The organism is Paracoccus sp. SCN 68-21, assembly GCF_001724535.1.
Taxonomy (GTDB): Bacteria; Pseudomonadota; Alphaproteobacteria; order Rhodobacterales; family Rhodobacteraceae; genus Paracoccus; species Paracoccus hibiscisoli.
Map to the genome: position 1 here is coordinate 25591 of NZ_MEES01000010.1, position 16822 is coordinate 42412.

A 16822-nucleotide genomic window follows, 5' to 3' on the forward strand; every position below is an offset into this window, starting at 1 on the left:
CTAGACCGCGATTCCCACAAGTTTCCACGCCCGGCGCAGCATCACCACCGGCATGCTGCCCGCCCCGGTCAGCGCCACGGCGCTGCGCAGGGTCTGATCGGCCCAATCGGCAAAGCTGGCCATCGGGTTGTTGATGTCCTGCAGGGTCCGATACCAGATGCGGCCCGGAACCTCCCACGCGGGGCCGCCCAGATAGCTGCAGAACAGGTAGAAAGCGTGGTTCGGGATGCCCGAATTGATATGCACGCCGCCATTGTCGTCGGTCGTGGTGTTGAACTGGTCCATGTGCCAGGGCTGCGGATCGGTGCCCAGCAGGTCGTCGGCATAGGCGGTGCCCGGCGCCTTCATGCTGCGCAGCGCGCGCCCGTTGATGCCCGGCCCCAGGATGCCGCGCCCGATCAGCCAGTCGGCCTGATGCGCGTCCTGGCCCAGCACCCGCTGTTCGGCCAGCGCGCCGAAGACATCGGCCACATGTTCGTTCAGCGCGCCGGACTGGTTCTCATAGATCAGGCCGCCGGAATGCTGGATGACGCCATGGGCCATTTCATGCGCGATGACCGACAGCTGCAGGAACGTCTGGAAAATCTTTCCGTCGCCCGTGCCATAGGCCATCTGCTGCCCGTCCCAGAAGGCGTTGTTATAGTTGCGGCGGTGCTGGACCGTCGCCACCAGCGGCATGCCGCGGCCGTCCAGCGAATTGCGGCCATATTCCTCGGCGAACATCGCAAAGACCTGACCCGCGCTGTCATAGGCCATGTCGGCATCGCGGATGCCCGATGGCGGGTCGCCCTCGGACCGGACCAGGCGGCCGGGCAGGGCGGCGCGGAATTCGCCGTCATGGATGCGGCGGTCGGGACAGCACAGATCGGGGTCGGGGGTGATTGCCTGCATCTCAGAGGCGGGGCTGGCATGGGCGGCACGCTCAAGGCGCAACTGCTCGTCATGGGCCAACAGGGTCCGCGCCATGCGCGCCGTCGCCGGATCGCCGCGCAGCGCCAGCACCCGCAGCATGTAGGGCGGCACGATGCAGGCGATGGGGTTGTGATGGGTGCAGCCGAAGGACAGGCACATGGAAGGCGACCTTTCCGCATTGGGATCGCCTTAGGGTAGCACGGAACGCCCGCCCGGCAAGGGGCAGACGTTCACGTTTCATTCACGTCAGTCCATCCGTTTGCCGGTGTCCTTGTGGAACAGGTGCAGCGCGTTCAGCCGATAGGACAGGCGCAGATCATCCGATAGCGGCGCGTCCGAGGGCAGGGTGATAGTGATGCGCGCATCGCCCGTGCGGCCATGGACCAGACGCTGCGCGCCCAGCTCCTCGACCGCCATGACGGTCATCTGGATCGGGCCGTCGGCGGTGACGGTCAGATCCTCGGGGCGGATGCCCACATGGCCCGCATGGGCGGTGCCCGGCAGGTGCGGGACGGCGCTCGCCTCGATCAGGTTCATGGCGGGGCTGCCGATGAAGCTGGCGACAAAGGCCGATGCGGGGCGGCGATAGACCTCCAGCGGCGTGCCGATCTGTTCGATCTGCCCGCCATTCAGCACCACCAGACGGTCCGCCAGGGTCATCGCCTCCAGCTGGTCGTGGGTAACATAGATCGAGGTCGTGCGCAGGCGTTTCTGCAGCTCCTTGATCTCCAGGCGCATGGCGACGCGCAGTTTTGCGTCCAAGTTCGACAGCGGCTCGTCGAAGAGGAACGCGGCCGGTTCGCGCACGATGGCACGGCCCATGGCGACGCGCTGACGCTGGCCGCCCGACAGGGCGCGCGGCTTGCGATCCAGGAACGGGCCGATCTGCAGGATGTCGGATGCGATGCCCACGCGACGCTCGATCTCGGCCTTGGGGGTGCCGCGGTTCTTGAGGCCATAGGCCAGGTTCTGGCGCACCGACATATGCGGGTACAGGGCATAGTTCTGGAACACCATCGCGATGTCACGGTCGGCGGGCTCGACCTCGTTGACGACGCGGTCGCCGATGCGGACCTCGCCCTCGCTGATGCTTTCCAGGCCCGCGACCATGCGCAGCAGGGTGGACTTGCCGCAGCCTGACGGCCCGACCAGGACCAGGAATTCGCCATCCGCGATGTCGATATTGACGCCGCCCACGGCGCGGGCTCCACCGGCATAGATCTTGCCGACATTGTTCAGGGTGATGGAAGCCATCTTATTTCTCCGTCTCGACAAGGCCCTTGACGAACAGGCGCTGCATGGCGACCACCACGATCACGGGGGGGATCATCGCCAGCATCGCGGTCGCCATGACCAGATGCCATTGCGGCAGACCGTCCACGGCATCCGCCATGCGCTTGATCCCCGCAACGATGGTGTAATAGTCCGAACTGGTCGTGATCAGCAGCGGCCAAAGGTACTGGTTCCAGCCATAGATGAACAGGATCACGAACAGGGCGGCGATGTTGGTGCGCGACAGGGGCAGCAGAATGTCGCGAAAGAACTTCATGGGTCCGGCGCCGTCGATGCGGGCGGCCTCGGTCAGCTCGTCCGGGATGGTCAGGAAGACCTGGCGGAACAGGAACGTGGCCGTGGCCGACGCGATCAGCGGGATGGACAGGCCGGCATAGCTGTTCAGCATGCCCAGATCGGCCACCACCTGGAAGGTGGGGACGATGCGCACCTCGACCGGCAGCATCAGCGTGATGAAGATGCACCAGAAGGCCAGCCCCCGGAACGGAAAGCGGAAATAGACCACCGCAAAGGCCGACAGGACCGAGATCACGATTTTCCCGATGGCGATCGACAGCGCCATGATCAGGCTGTTGAACATCATCACGCCCACCGGGGGGGTGCCGCTGGTGGAGACGCCCGCGCCCAGCATCTGGCTGTAGTTCTTGACCAGATCGGGGCCGGGCCACATCGGGATGGTGCCCGACATGAAGGCCGTCGGCCCGTGGGTCGAGGCCACGAAGGCCACCCAGACCGGCAGCGCCACGATGCAGACCCCCAGGATCAGCACCAGATGCGCGGCCATGTTCAGAAATGGACGGTTCTCGATCATCAGTATGCCACCTTCTTTTCCACATAGCGGAACTGGATCACCGTCAGCACCAGCACCAGTGCCATCAGCACCACGGATTGCGCGGCAGAGCTGCCCAGGTTCTGACCCACGAAGCCGTCGAAATAGACCTTGTAGACCATGATGTTGGTGGCCTGCGCGGGGCCGCCCTCGGTCGTGGCGTCGATGACGCCGAAGGTGTCGAACATGGCATAGACGATGTTGACGACCAGCAGGAAGAACGTGGTCGGCGACAGCAGCGGGAAAGTGATGTCGAAGAAGCGCCGCACCGGACCCGCCCCGTCGATAGCCGCAGCCTCTCGCAGGCTGGCCGGGATGGCCTGCAGGCCCGCCAGGAAGAACAGGAAGTTGTAGCTGATCTGTTTCCAGGCGCTGGCGATGACGACCAGGGTCATGGCGTCGCTCTTGCTCTGGATGTGGTTCCAGTCATAGCCCAGTCCCCCCAGCAGATATGGCATGATCCCGATGGTCGGGTTGAAGATGAACCACCACAGGATGCCCGCCACCGCAGGCGCCACCGCATAGGGCCAGACCAGCAGCGTCGTATAGACGCGGGTCGATCGGATCATCCGGTCCACCGCGATCGCCAGCAGCAGCGACAGCCCCATCGACAGCACCGTGACCGAAATGGCGAAGACCGCCGTCACCTGAAGGCTGTTCAGATATTCCGGGCTGTTCCACAGGCGCACGAAGTTCTCGAGGCCGACGAAGGTCGTGCGGGTGCCGAACGCGTCCTCGCGCAGGAAACTCTGCCGGATGGCCTGGGCCGCGGGCCACAGGAAGAACACGAAGGTAATGATCAGCTGGGGGGCCAGAAGCAGCCAGGGCAAAAGCTGGTTGCTGAAGATGGTGCGCTTCATCGGATACCGGATGCTTGGGGCAGGAATGGATCAGGGGGCCGCGACGGTCGCGGCCCCCTTTCGGCGCGGGTGCGACCTTATTGGTTCTGCGCCTGGAACTGTTCCAGCAGATCGTCGCCGCGGGCCACGACCGCATCCAGCGCGCCCTGCGCGTCCTTGGAGCCGGACAGCAGCTGCTCGAACTCTTCGTCGATGACGCCGCGGATCTGGACATAGCTGCCGAAACGCAGACCCTTGGAGTTCTCGGTCGGCTCGTTCAGGGTGATCTGGCGGATGCCGGTATCGGCGCCGGGGTTCTCGGCGTGGAACGACTCCATCGCGTCATAGGCGGCCTGGGTGATCGGCAGATAGCCGGTGAAGGACGCCCAATCGGCCTGAACCTCGGGTTGGGTCAGATAGTCAAAGAAGGCGGCGGCGGCCGCGTATTCCTCATCCGACTTGCCCGACAGCACCCACAGCGAGGCGCCGCCGATGATCGAGTTCTGCGGCGCGCCCTCGACATCGTCGTAATAGGGCAGCATGCCGAAGCCCAGCTCATAGGCGCTGGAGTTGGCGATGACACCCGCGCGGCTGGCCGAGCTGCCCATCATCATCGCGCATTCCTGCGAATAGAACATGGGGGCCGCGTTGTCGGCGCCCACCGGGCCGCCATATTTGAAGATGCCCTCGTCGGACCAGCGCTTGAGGTTCTCCCAATGCTTGACCTGGACGGGGCCGTTCAGCGACAGACGCGAATCCAGACCGCCGAAGCCGTTCTCCAGCGTGCCGATGGGCTGGTTGTGCCAGGCCGACAGGTTCTCGGTCTGGATCCAGCTGATCCACTGGGTGGTGAACCCGCAGGAGGCCGCGCCCGATTCCTTGATCTGGTTGCTGAACTGCTCCAGCTCGGCCCAGGTGGTGGGGGGCGTCTCGGGGTCCAGGCCTGCGGCTTCGAACACGGTCTTGTTGTAATACAGGATCGGGGTCGAGCTGTTGAAGGGCATGGACAGCATGTTGCCGTCGCCATCGGTGTAATAGCCCACGACCGACGGCAGGAAGGCGGCGGCGTCGAAATCCTGGCCGTGATCGGCCATCAGCTGGTGGACGGGCACGATCGCGCCGTCGGCGGCCATCATCGTGCCGGTGCCGACCTCAAAGACCTGGACGATGGCGGGCTGCTGATTCGCGCGGAAGGCGGCGATCGCGGCGGTCATCGTCTCGGGATAGGTGCCCTTGTAGGACGGGGTGACGCGGTATTCGTCCTGGCTGTCGTTGAAGCCCTGGGCGATCTCTTCCAGTTTGGCGCCAAGCTCTCCGCCCATGGCGTGCCACCAGTCGATGTTCGTTTCGGCCTGGGCTGCGCCAAGCGACGCCACCAGTGCCACCACGGATGCGGTGCTGTATCGGATCATGCTGTAGTCCCTCCCTTATGGAGCTGCGAAGATGTCCCCGCCTAACGGCGCTTCACGACAGGCTCGCAACGCTCATGTGACAGTCTTGTGACGTCTTGAGCGACCGGTCAACGATTTTCGTTCGGGTTCGGTTTTTTCCGCAGTTGCGCGAATGCGCCCTTGGCGGCCTCGATCAGGGGGGTGCCGACAAACGTGGCCACGGGGATCAGCATCAGCCCCAGAATCAGGCCGATCACCCCGTCGCAAAAGGCGGTGACGACCCATGCGGCGACGCCCGGCGCGGCGGGCAGGGCTGCGGCGGCACCCTGCGCCCAGTGGTGGATCATGTCATAGGGCGCGTGCCAGCCCAGCTGGTGCAGGCCATGCACGATGATCTGGCCGCCGACCCAGATCATCGCCGCCGTGCCCACCACCGTCAGCGTCGTCATCAGCCCCGGCATGACCCGCACGATGCCGCGCCCCAGGGCCGCGACCGGCCCGCGGCGCCGCTGCGCCAGGTGCAGGCCCGCGTCATCCGCCTTGACCACCAGCGCCACGAATCCATAGACCGCGACCGTAATCGCCACCGCCACCAGCGCCAGGATGACGCCCTTCATCAACAGGCTGTCCTGGGTCGGGATGGTGGACAGGGCGATGGTCATGATCTCGGCCGACAGGATGAAGTCGGTCTTGATCGCGCCCGCGACGCGCGCCTCCTCCAGGGCGGGGCCGTCGCCGGTGGGGTGGATGTGCTGGGCGCTGTCATGGGTGTCGGTGCGGTGGAACAGATGCGCGACCTTGTGCGCGCCCTCATAGCACAGATAGGCGCCGCCCAGCATCAGCAGCGGCGGGATCGCCCAGGGTGCCAGCGCCGACAGCGCCAGGGCCACGGGCAGCAGGATCACCAGCTTGTTGAACAGCGACCCGCGCGCGATCTTCCAGACGATCGGCAATTCGCGGCTGGCGTCGAATCCCTGGACGTATTTCGGCGTCACCGCCGCATCGTCGATGACCGCGCCCGCGGCCTTGGCCCCGGCCTTGGCGGCCTGCCCCGCGACGTCGTCGATCGAGGCGGCGGCCACCTTGGAAATGGCCGCGATATCGTCCAGCAGCGCGATCAGCCCGCTCATGTGATGTCCCTTCGAGGTGCCGTGATGCGACGGCATGTCGCAGATATCAGCACCGCGCAACGCGCCCGGCGCAAGGGGGTTCACGCGGGCCCGGCAGCGGACGGAAAAAAGCCCGCGCAGCGGGGACTGCGCGGGCGGCACCCGGCGCGTCGGGGGACGCGCGGGATGGGATGGGCGGGCTTACGCGGCCGGCAGCAGCACGGTGTCGATCACGTGGATCACGCCGTTCGACTGGTCCACGTCGGGGATCAGCACGGTGGCGACGTTGCCGTTCTCATCGGTGATCTGCAGCGCGTTGTCGGTGTCGCGGATCGAGGCGGTCAGCGTGCAGCCGCCCACGGTCTCCAGCGCGGCCGAACCGCCGCCCTGCATCACCATGTTGCCGACGGCGGTCGAGAACGCCTCGGTCGGCACGACGTGGCAGGTCAGCACGGTCTGCAGCGTCTCCAGGCTGCCCGGCTCCAGCAGGCCCTCGACGGTGCCGTCGGGCAGCGCGTCAAAGGCGGCGTTGGTGGGTGCGAAGACGGTGAAGGGACCGGGGCCCGACAGCGTCTCGGCCAGGCCCGCGGCCTGCACGGCGGCGACCAGCGTGGTGTGATCGGCCGAGTTCACGGCATTCTCGACGATGTTGCGGGTGGGCAGCATCTCGGCGCCGCCGACCATGGTGTTCTGGGCGAATGCGGGTGCGCCAAGCGCGATGGTGGCAGCGATGATCGAAGCGCCGACTTTGGTAAAGCGGGTGGTCATGGACTTCCTCCGGTTTTGGTTCTGGGCGGCATTTCTGCGCCCGACAGTTCCAAACACGAAAGGGGGCCGGGTTAGTTGCGCCCCGGCCCGGTCAATCCGCGATCACAACGACGTGAGGGGCGCGATGGCCACCACCGGCCCGGTCGCCTGACCCGTGGGCGACCCGCCCTGCGGCTCGTCCGACAGGGCGATCTGGATCTGGGGCGAGGGTTCCATCCCCTCGGGCAGGGTCATGCGCATGTCGCCCGACCGCGGCAGCACGCCCAGGGACACCGGCGCCGACCCGTCGGGTTCGACCCACCAGATCTCCCAATCGCGGCCTTCGGGGGCGGGGCCGCTTTCCATGGCAAAGATCATCTGGCGGCCATCGACGCGGGCGGCCACGCGCAGGGCCTGGTCCTGGGCGGTCAGCTGGGCCTGGAAGCCGGGCTGAGCGGGGGCGGTCTGCTGTCCGGGCAGCCACAGGACGGCGACCATCGCGCCCACCGCGATCAGGCCGGCCAACGCCCCCATCGGGCCGCGCCACCAGGCCCGGCGGGCATTGGGGTCGTTGGCCAGAGGCGCGCTGGCATGGCCCAGCCTTTCGCGGATGGCGTTGCGGGCGCGGGCGGGGGCCATGACCGGGGTCAGCCCCTCGGCCATGCCGGCCAGGCGTTCCTGCCAGTCGCGGACCGCGCAGGCGAAGGCGTCGTCCGAGGCCATGCGGGCCTGGGCCGCCTGCAATTCGGCACCCTCCAGCAGGCCAAGCGCCATTTCGGCCGCCAGCGCCTGATCTTCCTGCGGCGGGGTCAGCGGGGCGTCGTCGGTCATTGGCTCACGCAATCCTTCAGGCGCAGCAGGCTGCGGCGCAGCCAGCTGCGCACCGTGTTGATGGGCAGCCCCTCGCGGGCGGCCAGGTCGGCATAGGTCACGCCCTCCAGATAGACGGCGCGCACGGCCCCGGCCTGGGCCTCGGCCAGCCGCGACAGGCATTCGTCCAGCATCCGGCGTTCCTGGGCCATGATGGTGGCCGATTCCGGGCTGGGCGCGGTGCAGGCGACCATGGCGGCGGCATCCTCGGGGGCGGTGACGGGGCGCGACCCGCGGGCGCGCAGTTTGTCGATGGAGCGGTTGCGCGCGATGGTGATCAGCCAGGTCATCGGCGACAGCCCGTTCGAGGCATAGCGCGCGGCGCTTTGCCACACGCGGATATACACCTCCTGCAGGGTTTCCTCGGCCTCGGGGCGGTCGCGCAGGACGGAAAGGCAGACCGCGTGCAGCTTTGCCGAGGTGGCTTCATAGAGGGCCTCGAACGCGTCCCGGTCGCCCAGGGCCGTGCGAGAGATCAGCGTTTCCAGTTCGGATCGGCGTGCGTCTGACAAAACCGGGATATCCTTCCAAAGGTCGCGCCACCTTATGAAGCGCACCCCGGCGCGTCAACGCGCCCCCCGGCGCGGCAGGCAAGGACCCGCCACGCGGCGCGCCTTGCACCCGTGGCGCGAATGCGCGATCAATGCGCCGATGTGATGGAAAGGGCTAGGGCCGATGCTGGACATGAACGCGAAACCCACCGAAGAGATCGACCTGCGCGAGGTGTTCGGTCTGGACAGCGACATGAAGGTCAAGGGGTTCGCCGAGCGGACCGAGCGCGTCCCCGAGATCGACAGCACCTACAAGTTTGACCCCGACACCACGATGGCGATCCTGGCGGGCTTTGCCTATAACCGGCGCGTGATGGTCCAGGGCTATCACGGCACGGGCAAGTCCACGCATATCGAACAGATCGCGGCGCGCCTGAACTGGCCCTGCGTGCGGGTGAACCTGGACAGCCATGTCAGCCGGATCGACCTGATCGGCAAGGACGCGATCAAGCTGGTCGATGGCAAGCAGGTCACCGTGTTCCACGAGGGCATCCTGCCCTGGGCGTTGCGCAACCCGACCGCGATCGTGTTCGACGAATACGATGCGGGCCGCGCCGACGTGATGTTCGTGATTCAGCGCGTGCTGGAGGCCGACGGCAAGCTGACGCTGCTGGACCAGAACGAGGTCATCACGCCGAACCCCTATTTCCGCCTGTTCGCCACCGCCAACACGGTGGGTCTGGGCGACACGACGGGCCTTTATCACGGCACCCAGCAGATCAACCAGGGCCAGATGGACCGCTGGTCGCTGGTCGCCACGCTGAACTATCTGCGCCACGATGCCGAGGCCGCGATCGTGCTGGCCAAGGTGCCGCAGTTCAACACCGAGAAGGGCCGCAAGACCATCGGCCAGATGGTGACGCTGGCCGATCTGACGCGCACCGCCTTCATGCAGGGCGACCTGTCCACGGTGATGTCGCCGCGCACGGTGATCTCGTGGGCGCAGAACGCGCGCATCTTTGACAATGTGGGCTATGCGTTCCGCCTGACCTTCCTGAACAAGTGCGACGAGCTGGAGCGCCAGACCGTGGCCGAGTTCTATCAGCGCCTGTTCGACGAGGAACTGCCCGAAAGCGCAGCCGCCAAGGCGGGCTGAGCGCGCGGCGGCCTGCGCGCCGCCGCATCCTGCCCATGGGGACCATCCGCCGATGAAAAAGACCGACAACCCCGCCGATCCGTTCAAGAAGGCCCTGTCCGAGGCGACGCGGGCCCTGGCGGGCGACCGCGAGCTGAACGTGACCTACAGCGCCGACCCGGCCGGGGTGGCGGGCGACACGATGCGCCTGCCGCAGGTCAGCCGCCGCATGGGCCGCGACGAGGTTCTGCTGGCGCGGGGCACGGCAGATGCGCTGGCGATGCGCCTGCGGCACCACGATGCGGGCCTGCATGCGCGCTATGCCCCGGCGGGCCCGATGGCCCGCGAGCTGTACGAGGCGATGGAGACCGCCCGCTGCGAGGCGCTGGGCGCGCGCGACATGCCGGGCGCGCTGTCCAACATCGACGCCAAGATCGGCGCGGAGGCCGAGAAAAAGGGCTATGCCCAGATCAAGGCGCCTGCGGATGCGCCCTTGTCGGTCGCGGCCGGGTACATCCTGCGCCAGGCCGCCACAGGGCGCGCGCTGCCCGCCGGGGCGCAGCACGTGGCCGATCTGTGGCGGCCTTTCGTCGAAAGCCAGGCGGCGGGTTCGCTGGCCGATGTGAATGACGCGCTGGCCGATCAGGCGGCGTTTTCGCGCCTGTCGCGGCGGATCATCACCGATCTGGGCTATGGCGACCAGCTGGGCGAGGACCCCGACCAGCCCGAGGATGACGACGCCGAGGACGATGCCGAGCAGGACGAGGAATCGGGCGACAGCCAGTCCCAGGACGAGGATGACAGCGAGGACAGCGACGCCAGCGCCGAACGCAGCCAGGAGCAGACCCAGGACGAGCGTCAGGCCCAGGTCAGCATGGACGACAGCTCGGACGAGGAGATGGCCGATGAGGCGGACATGCCCGATCAGGACAGCCCGCCCGACATGCCGCCCCCGGTCAGCGATGCCAGTGCCGATTACCGCGTCTTTGCCCAGACCTGGGACGAGGAGATCCGCGCCGAGGAGCTGGCCGACCCCGCCGAGCTGGAGCGTCTGCGCGCCTATCTGGACAAGCAGCTGGACCCCCTGCGCGGCGCGGTCAGCCGCCTGGCCAACAAGCTGCAGCGCCGCCTGCAGGCCCAGCAGAACCGCAGCTGGGAGTTCGACAAGGAGGAGGGCGTTCTGGACGCAGGCCGCTTGGCGCGCGTGGTGGCGAACCCGACCATGCCGCTGTCCTTCAAGATCGAGAAGGATACCGAGTTCCGCGACACGGTCGTCACGCTGTTGATCGACAATTCGGGGTCGATGCGGGGCCGTCCGATCAGCATCGCGGCCATCTGCGCCGACGTGCTGGCGCGCACGCTGGAACGCTGCAACGTCAAGGTCGAGATCCTGGGCTTCACCACCCGCGCCTGGAAGGGCGGGCAGGCGCGCGAGGCCTGGCTGGCCGCGGGCCGTCCCGCGCAGCCCGGCCGCCTGAACGACCTGCGCCACATCATCTACAAATCGGCCGACGCGCCTTGGCGTCGCGTGCGCCCGAATCTGGGCCTGATGATGAAGGAGGGCCTGCTGAAGGAGAACATCGACGGCGAGGCGCTGGAATGGGCGCACAGGCGTCTGGTCAAGCGGGCCGAGGCGCGCAAGATCCTGATGGTGATTTCCGACGGCGCCCCGGTCGATGACAGCACGCTGTCGGTGAACCCCGCGAATTTCCTGGAACGCCACCTGCGCGACGTGATCGCCATGGTCGAGAAACGCCGCGCGATCGAGCTGCTGGCCATCGGCATCGGCCATGACGTGACCCGCTATTATCAGCGGGCCGTTACGATCACGGACGCCGAACAGCTGGCAGGCGCCATCACCGAACAGCTGGCCGCGCTGTTCGACAGCGATCCGCGCAAGCGGGCGCGCGTGCTGGGCATGGCCGCGATCCGTCGCGGTTGAGCCCCGCCTGCGGGGAACTGCCGCGCGCCACTGACGTTGGCATGGGAATCCAACAGCAAGGTGATCCCATGTCCTACAACCACAACGACCCGGAAAAAGCCGCCAGAAAGCATAAACCGGCCATCATCGCGATCATCGTGGCGCTGGCCGTGGCGGTTCTGGCGTTCCTGGTCTTTGCCCCCGGCGCGGATGAGCAGAATGACGGCATCGCCACCACGCCCCCGCCCACAGGCACGCCGATGTCGGATGCCGAGGGCCTGGGCGGCGCGGCCGATCCTGTGGCGCCCGGCGCCGACACGCCCGCCGATGCCGCGACCGGCCCGGTCGGCACCGCCGATCAGCCCGCCGGCGCAGAGACCGCACCCGCGAACTGACGCTGACCCCCGCCGGTCCCGACACCATCGGGGCCGGCATCGTCCATCTGACGCAACCGTGACCGCCCTGACCTCATGACATTGCCTCACGGTTTTGAGATAACCGCCCCAGAATGGCGCAACAAGCGTCGCGGGCGGTATCTTCTGACAGAAGGACGGGGCAGGTATGGGATTTCTGACAAAGCTGGTCTTGGGGCTGGCGGTGGTGACCATCGCGGTCTCCTGCGGGCGGACCCCGCCACGCGGCCAGGGGCCTTCGGGTTACGGTTATCAGGTGGCGCCGGGGCCGGGGGCCAATCCGCAGCTGGGCGATCGGGCCCCGCATGCGTGGCGCAACGGCGCGCCCTATGGGCATGCGGTGCATGGCATCGATATTTCGCGCTGGCAGGGGGATATCGACTGGAACCGCGTCCGGGGGGCGGGCATCAGCTTTGCCTTCATCAAGGCGACCGAGGGGGGCGACCATTCGGACCCCAACTTCCGCCGCTATTGGGCGCAGGCCGCGCAGGCGCGCATTCCGCGCGGGGCCTATCATTTCTATTACTTCTGCCGCACCGGGGCCGAGCAGGCCTATTGGTTCATCCAGAACGTCCCGCGCGAGGCGGGGTCTCTGCCGCCGGTCCTGGACATGGAATGGACCAATTCGCGCAACTGCCCCCGCCGCCCCCCGGCCGCCGAGGTCCTGCGCGAGGCCGAGGTCTTCATGCAGATCGTCGGTCGCCACTACGGCCAGCGCCCGATCATCTATACCACGGTCGATTTCTACCGTGAGAACCAGATGGGCCGCATGAATGCCGAATTCTGGCTGCGTTCGGTCGCGGATCATCCCAGTGTGACCTATCCGGGGCAGCGCTGGACCTTCTGGCAATATACCGGCACGGGCATCGTTCCGGGCATCCAGGGCGATACCGACATCAACGCCTTTGCAGGCTCTGCGGCGGATTGGGGACGATGGTTGCAACGACGACTGGTGCGGTAGCCCCGCATCGCTGGCTGAAGGTCGAGTTCGCGGCGCTCTATATCGGGGCGCCGCTGGCCATTGCGCTGTTCCTGCCGGGGGACGCGCTGTTCACGGCGCTGGCGGTGTTCAGCCTGGCGGGCATGGCACTGCTGTGGCTGACCGGCGGGTTCTGCTGGCGCGTGCTTGTGCGCGGCTGGCGGCGGATGCCTTGGCGCGAGGTGGCGGGCATCGCGCTGGCCACCGCGCTGGCCAGCTGGGTCATCCTGACCCTGACCCGCCCCGAGGCGCTGTTCGGGATCATCCGCAACCGCCCGGAATTCCTGCTGGTCATCTGGACCTTCTACCCGATCCTGTCGGCCCTGCCGCAAGAGCTGATCTTTCGCCCGCTGTTCTTTCACCGCTATGGCGCGATCCTGCCGCAGGGGCGCGCGGCCATTGCGCTGAACGCGGCGATCTTTTCCTTTGCGCACCTGATGTTCTGGTCATGGATTGTGGCGATCATGACGTTCATCGGCGGCTGGATTTTTGCCCGCGCCTATCTGCGCCACGGCTTTCCGGCGGCCTTCGTGCTGCATGCGGTGGCGGGCAACATCCTGTTCGCGATGGGGATGGGCCTCTACTTCTATACCGGCAACGTGGTCCGGCCGTTCTAGCGGTTGACTTCCCCGCCGTCCCGCGCTTTGTGCGGGGGCTGAAAACTTGGGGAAAACGCACATGCACGCCTATCGCAGCCATACCTGCGGCGACCTGAAGGCCGCCGATGCCGGGACCACCGTCCGCCTGTCGGGCTGGGTCCACCGGGTCCGCGACCACGGGGGCGTGCTGTTCGTCGACCTGCGCGACCATTACGGCATGACGCAGGTGCTGGCCGACAGCGACAGCCCCGCCTTTGCCGCGATGGAGCGTCTGCGCGCCGAGACCGTCATCCGCATCGACGGCCGCGTCAAGCTGCGCGACGCATCGCTGGTCAACCCCAAGCTGCCCACCGGCGAGATCGAGGTCTATGCGACCGAGGTCGAGGTGCTGGGCCCCGCGGACGAGCTGCCGCTGCCGGTCTTCGGCGATCAGGACTACCCCGAGGAAACGCGCCTGGCCTATCGCTTTCTGGACCTGCGCCGGGACAGCCTGCACAACAATATCATGCTGCGGTCCAAGGTCGTGCGGTCGATCCGCAACCGCATGTGGGACCAGAACTTCACCGAATTCCAGACCCCGATCATCACGGCCAGCAGCCCCGAGGGCGCGCGCGACTTTCTGGTGCCGTCGCGTCTGCATCCGGGCAAGTTCTATGCCCTGCCGCAGGCCCCCCAGCAGTTCAAGCAGCTGATCATGGTCGCGGGCTTCGACAAGTATTTCCAGATCGCGCCCTGCTTCCGCGACGAGGACCCGCGCGCCGACCGCTCGCCCACCGATTTCTACCAGCTGGACCTGGAGATGTCGTTCGTCGAGCAGGAGGACGTGTTCGCCACGATCCAGCCCGTCATCCAGGGCCTGTTCGAGGAGTTCGGCGGCGGTCGCCCGGTCGATACCGACTGGCCGCGCATCCCCTATGCCGACAGCCTGCTGAAATACGGCACCGACAAGCCCGACCTGCGCAACCCCATCGAGATGCAGATCGTCAGCGAGCATTTCCGTGGCTCGGGCTTTGGCATCTTTGCCAAGCTGCTGGAGCAGGAAGGGACGCAGGTCCGTGCCATTCCCGCGCCCACCGGTGGCAGCCGCAAGTTCGCCGACCGCATGAACGCCTTTGCCCAACAGCAGGGCCTGCCCGGCATGGGCTATATCATCTGGCGCAAGGCCGAGGACGGGTCGACCGAGGCCGCCGGTCCCATCGCCAAGGCGCTTGGCGTCGAGAAGACCGAGGCGATCCGCACGCAGCTGGGCTTGGCCGAGGGCGATGCGGCCTTCTTCCTGGGCGGCCGTCCCGACCAGTTCGAGGCCGTCGCGGGCCGCGCCCGCACCGAGATCGGCCGAGAGCTGGGCCTGATCGACGAAAACCAGTTCAAGTTCGCCTGGATCGTCGATTTCCCGATGTACGAGAAGACCGCCGAGGGCAAGATCGACTTCAGCCACAACCCCTTCTCCATGCCGCAGGGCGGGATGGAGGCGCTGAATGGCGATCCGCTGGAGGTTCTGGGATACCAGTATGACCTGGCCTGCAACGGCTATGAGCTGATCAGCGGCGCGATCCGCAACCACAAGCCCGAGATCATGTTCAAGGCCTTCGAGCTGGCCGGCTATCCCGCCTCCGAGGTCGAAAAGCGGTTCGGCGGCATGGTCAAGGCGTTCCGCTATGGCGCGCCGCCGCACGGGGGCTGTGCTGCGGGCATCGACCGCATCGTCATGCTGCTGGCGGATGAGCAGAACATCCGCGAGGTCATCATGTTCCCGATGAACCAGCGCGCGGAGGATCTGATGATGGGCGCGCCCTCCGAGCCCACCAACGAACAGATGCGCGACCTGCGCCTGCGGACGTTGCCGAAAGAGTGACCTGACATCGGGGCGGGGGGCATGGCATGATGCTGCACAGCAGCAACCGCCAAGGCCCGCCGCACCATGATCCCCTATGACCAGCTTGCCGCGATCCGCCTGGGCTATGGCCTGTCTCCGCGCCTGACGCCGCCCGCCGATCCGTCCGGCGTCGCGGCCTCGGTGATCGGCGCCACCCAGCCCGATCCGCAGCCCGTGACCCTGGACCAGGTGCGCGACTGGCAGCAGCAGGGCCAGGTGCTAGGCGCCGAGGAAAAGCAGGGCGGCGGCGACGAGGCCCGCCAGGCGCTGCGCGATCACCGCCAGACCCTGCGCGCCGTCTATGCCGAGGCCGTGGTGACGCGCTTTGCCCGCGCCGTGGACGATCCTTCCGGCTTCGGAGAGCGTCTGACCTGGTTCTGGGCCGACCATTTCACGGTGACGGGCGGGACGATCTATCTGGACCTGCTGGCCGCCTCGCTGGTGCAGGAGGCGATCCGCCCGCATCTGGCCGGGCGCTTTGCCGACATGATGGTCGCCGCCGAAACTCATCCCGCCATGCTGCGCTATCTGGATCAGGCCCGGTCGCTGGGCCCCAATTCCATTGAGGCCCGCAAGAACCCCGACAAGCCCGCGGGCGCCAATGAGAACATGGCGCGCGAGATGATCGAGCTGCACAGCCTGGGCGTTGGCGGCGCCTATGAACAGGGCGACGTCGAGCAGCTGGCCCTGCTGCTGACCGGCCTGACCTACAACCCGCGCCAGCCCGGCGTCTTTCGCCCCGCCCGCGCCGAGCCGGGCGCCGAGACCGTGCTGGGCGACAGCTATGGCGGCGGCAAGGCCAGCATCGATGACATCCGCGCGGTGATCGAGGCGCTGGCGACCCATCCCGACACGGCCCGCCATCTGGCGCGCAAGCTGGCCGTGCATTTCGTGGCCGACGATCCGCCCCCCGCCCTGATCGAGCGTCTTTCGGGGGTGTACCGCGACACTGGCGGCGATCTGGGCGCGATGAACCTGGCCCTAGCCAAGGCGCCGGAGCTTCGCGACAGCTTTCGCACCAAGATGCGCCAGCCCTTTGAATTCCTGGTGGCCAGCCTGCGCGCCCTGGGGCTGGACGGCGCGGGCGTGCGGGCCCTGTCCGGGCGCGACCGTCAGGCCCTGCTGATGCAGCCGTTGGCGGTGATGGGACAGCCTTGGGCCGCCCCGCCCGGCCCCGACGGCTGGCCCGAACCCGCCGCCGCCTGGGCCAGTCCGCAGGGCCTGGCAATGCGGATCACCTGGGCGATGACCCATCCCGCCACGCTGTCCCGGCCGCTGCCCGATGCGCGGGCCTTTCTGCGCACGACCCTGGGCGACACCGCATCCGAGGCGCTGGCCTGGGCCGTGCCGCGCGCCGAAAGCCAAGCCGAGGGGGTCGCGCTGGTGCTGGCCTCGTCCGATTTCAACCGGAGGTGATG

General features: G+C 67.3%; 16 protein-coding genes. 7 read left to right on the top strand and 9 right to left on the bottom strand.

Annotation, left to right across the window (positions count from 1 at the left end; translation table 11 throughout):
* The 9 genes from ABS73_RS05255 to ABS73_RS05295 all read right to left on the bottom strand — a co-directional run bounded on the left by ABS73_RS05255 (window position 1) and on the right by ABS73_RS05295 (window position 8502).
* Window positions 1-1071, bottom strand: a complete 1071-nt coding sequence (locus tag ABS73_RS05255; protein ID WP_277020836.1) for a M4 family metallopeptidase — start codon at window positions 1069-1071, stop codon at window positions 1-3.
* An 87-nt stretch (window positions 1072-1158) separates the two neighbouring features.
* Window positions 1159-2166, bottom strand: coding sequence for a sn-glycerol-3-phosphate import ATP-binding protein UgpC (locus ABS73_RS05260; RefSeq protein WP_277020833.1), 1008 nt, complete (start codon window positions 2164-2166; stop codon window positions 1159-1161).
* Between the two features lies 1 nt (window position 2167).
* Complete coding sequence (gene ugpE, locus ABS73_RS05265; RefSeq protein ID WP_136856724.1) at window positions 2168-3016, bottom strand: sn-glycerol-3-phosphate ABC transporter permease UgpE; 849 nt, start codon at window positions 3014-3016, stop codon at window positions 2168-2170.
* Complete coding sequence (gene ugpA / locus ABS73_RS05270; protein WP_277020830.1) at window positions 3016-3894, bottom strand: sn-glycerol-3-phosphate ABC transporter permease UgpA; 879 nt, start codon at window positions 3892-3894, stop codon at window positions 3016-3018. Before ugpA ends, ugpE begins: the two co-directional genes overlap by 1 nt.
* 77 nt (window positions 3895-3971) lie before the next feature.
* The gene (gene ugpB, locus ABS73_RS05275) at window positions 3972-5285 is read right to left on the bottom strand and encodes a sn-glycerol-3-phosphate ABC transporter substrate-binding protein UgpB (protein WP_277020827.1); all 1314 of its coding nucleotides are present in this window, start codon (window positions 5283-5285) and stop codon (window positions 3972-3974) included.
* Between the two features lie 107 nt (window positions 5286-5392).
* Window positions 5393-6394, bottom strand: coding sequence for a DUF808 domain-containing protein (locus ABS73_RS05280; protein ID WP_277020824.1), 1002 nt, complete (start codon window positions 6392-6394; stop codon window positions 5393-5395).
* 180 nt (window positions 6395-6574) lie between these two features.
* Window positions 6575-7141, bottom strand: a complete 567-nt coding sequence (locus ABS73_RS05285; protein ID WP_136856720.1) for a fasciclin domain-containing protein — start codon at window positions 7139-7141, stop codon at window positions 6575-6577.
* A gap of 102 nt (window positions 7142-7243) precedes the next feature.
* The gene (locus ABS73_RS05290) at window positions 7244-7951 is read right to left on the bottom strand and encodes an anti-sigma factor (RefSeq protein ID WP_277020821.1); all 708 of its coding nucleotides are present in this window, start codon (window positions 7949-7951) and stop codon (window positions 7244-7246) included.
* Window positions 7948-8502: a sigma-70 family RNA polymerase sigma factor gene (locus tag ABS73_RS05295; protein ID WP_277020818.1), complete on the bottom strand. Its 555-nt coding sequence runs from the start codon at window positions 8500-8502 to the stop codon at window positions 7948-7950. The genes ABS73_RS05290 and ABS73_RS05295 overlap by 4 nt, the downstream gene beginning before the upstream one ends.
* 163 nt (window positions 8503-8665) lie before the next feature.
* On the opposite strand from ABS73_RS05295, the gene cobS reads away from it, so the two are divergent.
* The 7 genes from cobS to ABS73_RS05330 all read left to right on the top strand — a co-directional run bounded on the left by cobS (window position 8666) and on the right by ABS73_RS05330 (window position 16820).
* Window positions 8666-9637: a cobaltochelatase subunit CobS gene (gene cobS, locus ABS73_RS05300; RefSeq protein ID WP_136856718.1), complete on the top strand. Its 972-nt coding sequence runs from the start codon at window positions 8666-8668 to the stop codon at window positions 9635-9637.
* A 52-nt stretch (window positions 9638-9689) separates the two neighbouring features.
* Window positions 9690-11558, top strand: a complete 1869-nt coding sequence (cobT, locus tag ABS73_RS05305; RefSeq protein WP_277020815.1) for a cobaltochelatase subunit CobT — start codon at window positions 9690-9692, stop codon at window positions 11556-11558.
* Window positions 11559-11626: 68 nt separating this feature from the next.
* Complete coding sequence (locus ABS73_RS05310) at window positions 11627-11932, top strand: hypothetical protein (protein WP_277020814.1); 306 nt, start codon at window positions 11627-11629, stop codon at window positions 11930-11932.
* 175 nt (window positions 11933-12107) lie between these two features.
* Window positions 12108-12911: a glycoside hydrolase family 25 protein gene (locus ABS73_RS05315; RefSeq protein WP_246053582.1), complete on the top strand. Its 804-nt coding sequence runs from the start codon at window positions 12108-12110 to the stop codon at window positions 12909-12911.
* Window positions 12884-13546 (top strand): CPBP family glutamic-type intramembrane protease, encoded by a 663-nt coding sequence (locus ABS73_RS05320; RefSeq protein ID WP_277020812.1) that lies wholly within the window; start codon window positions 12884-12886, stop codon window positions 13544-13546. Before ABS73_RS05315 ends, ABS73_RS05320 begins: the two co-directional genes overlap by 28 nt.
* 61 nt (window positions 13547-13607) lie before the next feature.
* Window positions 13608-15383 carry an aspartate--tRNA ligase gene (aspS, locus tag ABS73_RS05325; RefSeq protein WP_277020810.1) on the top strand — a complete coding sequence of 592 codons (1776 nt, stop codon included), beginning with the start codon at window positions 13608-13610 and terminating at the stop codon, window positions 15381-15383.
* 66 nt (window positions 15384-15449) lie between these two features.
* Window positions 15450-16820 (top strand): DUF1800 domain-containing protein, encoded by a 1371-nt coding sequence (locus ABS73_RS05330; RefSeq protein ID WP_277020808.1) that lies wholly within the window; start codon window positions 15450-15452, stop codon window positions 16818-16820.
* Window positions 16821-16822 lie beyond the last annotated feature (2 nt).

What these genes read in the sequence shown, in the direction of transcription:
- ugpA (WP_277020830.1), bottom strand. Translation starts at nt 3,894, where the DNA reads ATGAAGCGCACCATCTTCAGCAACCAGCTTTTGCCCTGGCTGCTTCTG.
- cobS (WP_136856718.1), top strand. Translation starts at nt 8,666, where the DNA reads ATGCTGGACATGAACGCGAAACCCACCGAAGAGATCGACCTGCGCGAG.
- ugpE (WP_136856724.1), bottom strand. Translation starts at nt 3,016, where the DNA reads ATGATCGAGAACCGTCCATTTCTGAACATGGCCGCGCATCTGGTGCTG.
- ABS73_RS05330 (WP_277020808.1), top strand. Translation starts at nt 15,450, where the DNA reads ATGATCCCCTATGACCAGCTTGCCGCGATCCGCCTGGGCTATGGCCTG.
- ABS73_RS05310 (WP_277020814.1), top strand. Translation starts at nt 11,627, where the DNA reads ATGTCCTACAACCACAACGACCCGGAAAAAGCCGCCAGAAAGCATAAA.
- ABS73_RS05260 (WP_277020833.1), bottom strand. Translation starts at nt 2,166, where the DNA reads ATGGCTTCCATCACCCTGAACAATGTCGGCAAGATCTATGCCGGTGGA.
- ABS73_RS05280 (WP_277020824.1), bottom strand. Translation starts at nt 6,394, where the DNA reads ATGAGCGGGCTGATCGCGCTGCTGGACGATATCGCGGCCATTTCCAAG.
- ugpB (WP_277020827.1), bottom strand. Translation starts at nt 5,285, where the DNA reads ATGATCCGATACAGCACCGCATCCGTGGTGGCACTGGTGGCGTCGCTT.
- ABS73_RS05320 (WP_277020812.1), top strand. Translation starts at nt 12,884, where the DNA reads ATGGTTGCAACGACGACTGGTGCGGTAGCCCCGCATCGCTGGCTGAAG.
- ABS73_RS05285 (WP_136856720.1), bottom strand. Translation starts at nt 7,141, where the DNA reads ATGACCACCCGCTTTACCAAAGTCGGCGCTTCGATCATCGCTGCCACC.
- aspS (WP_277020810.1), top strand. Translation starts at nt 13,608, where the DNA reads ATGCACGCCTATCGCAGCCATACCTGCGGCGACCTGAAGGCCGCCGAT.
- ABS73_RS05290 (WP_277020821.1), bottom strand. Translation starts at nt 7,951, where the DNA reads ATGACCGACGACGCCCCGCTGACCCCGCCGCAGGAAGATCAGGCGCTG.
- cobT (WP_277020815.1), top strand. Translation starts at nt 9,690, where the DNA reads ATGAAAAAGACCGACAACCCCGCCGATCCGTTCAAGAAGGCCCTGTCC.
- ABS73_RS05255 (WP_277020836.1), bottom strand. Translation starts at nt 1,071, where the DNA reads ATGTGCCTGTCCTTCGGCTGCACCCATCACAACCCCATCGCCTGCATC.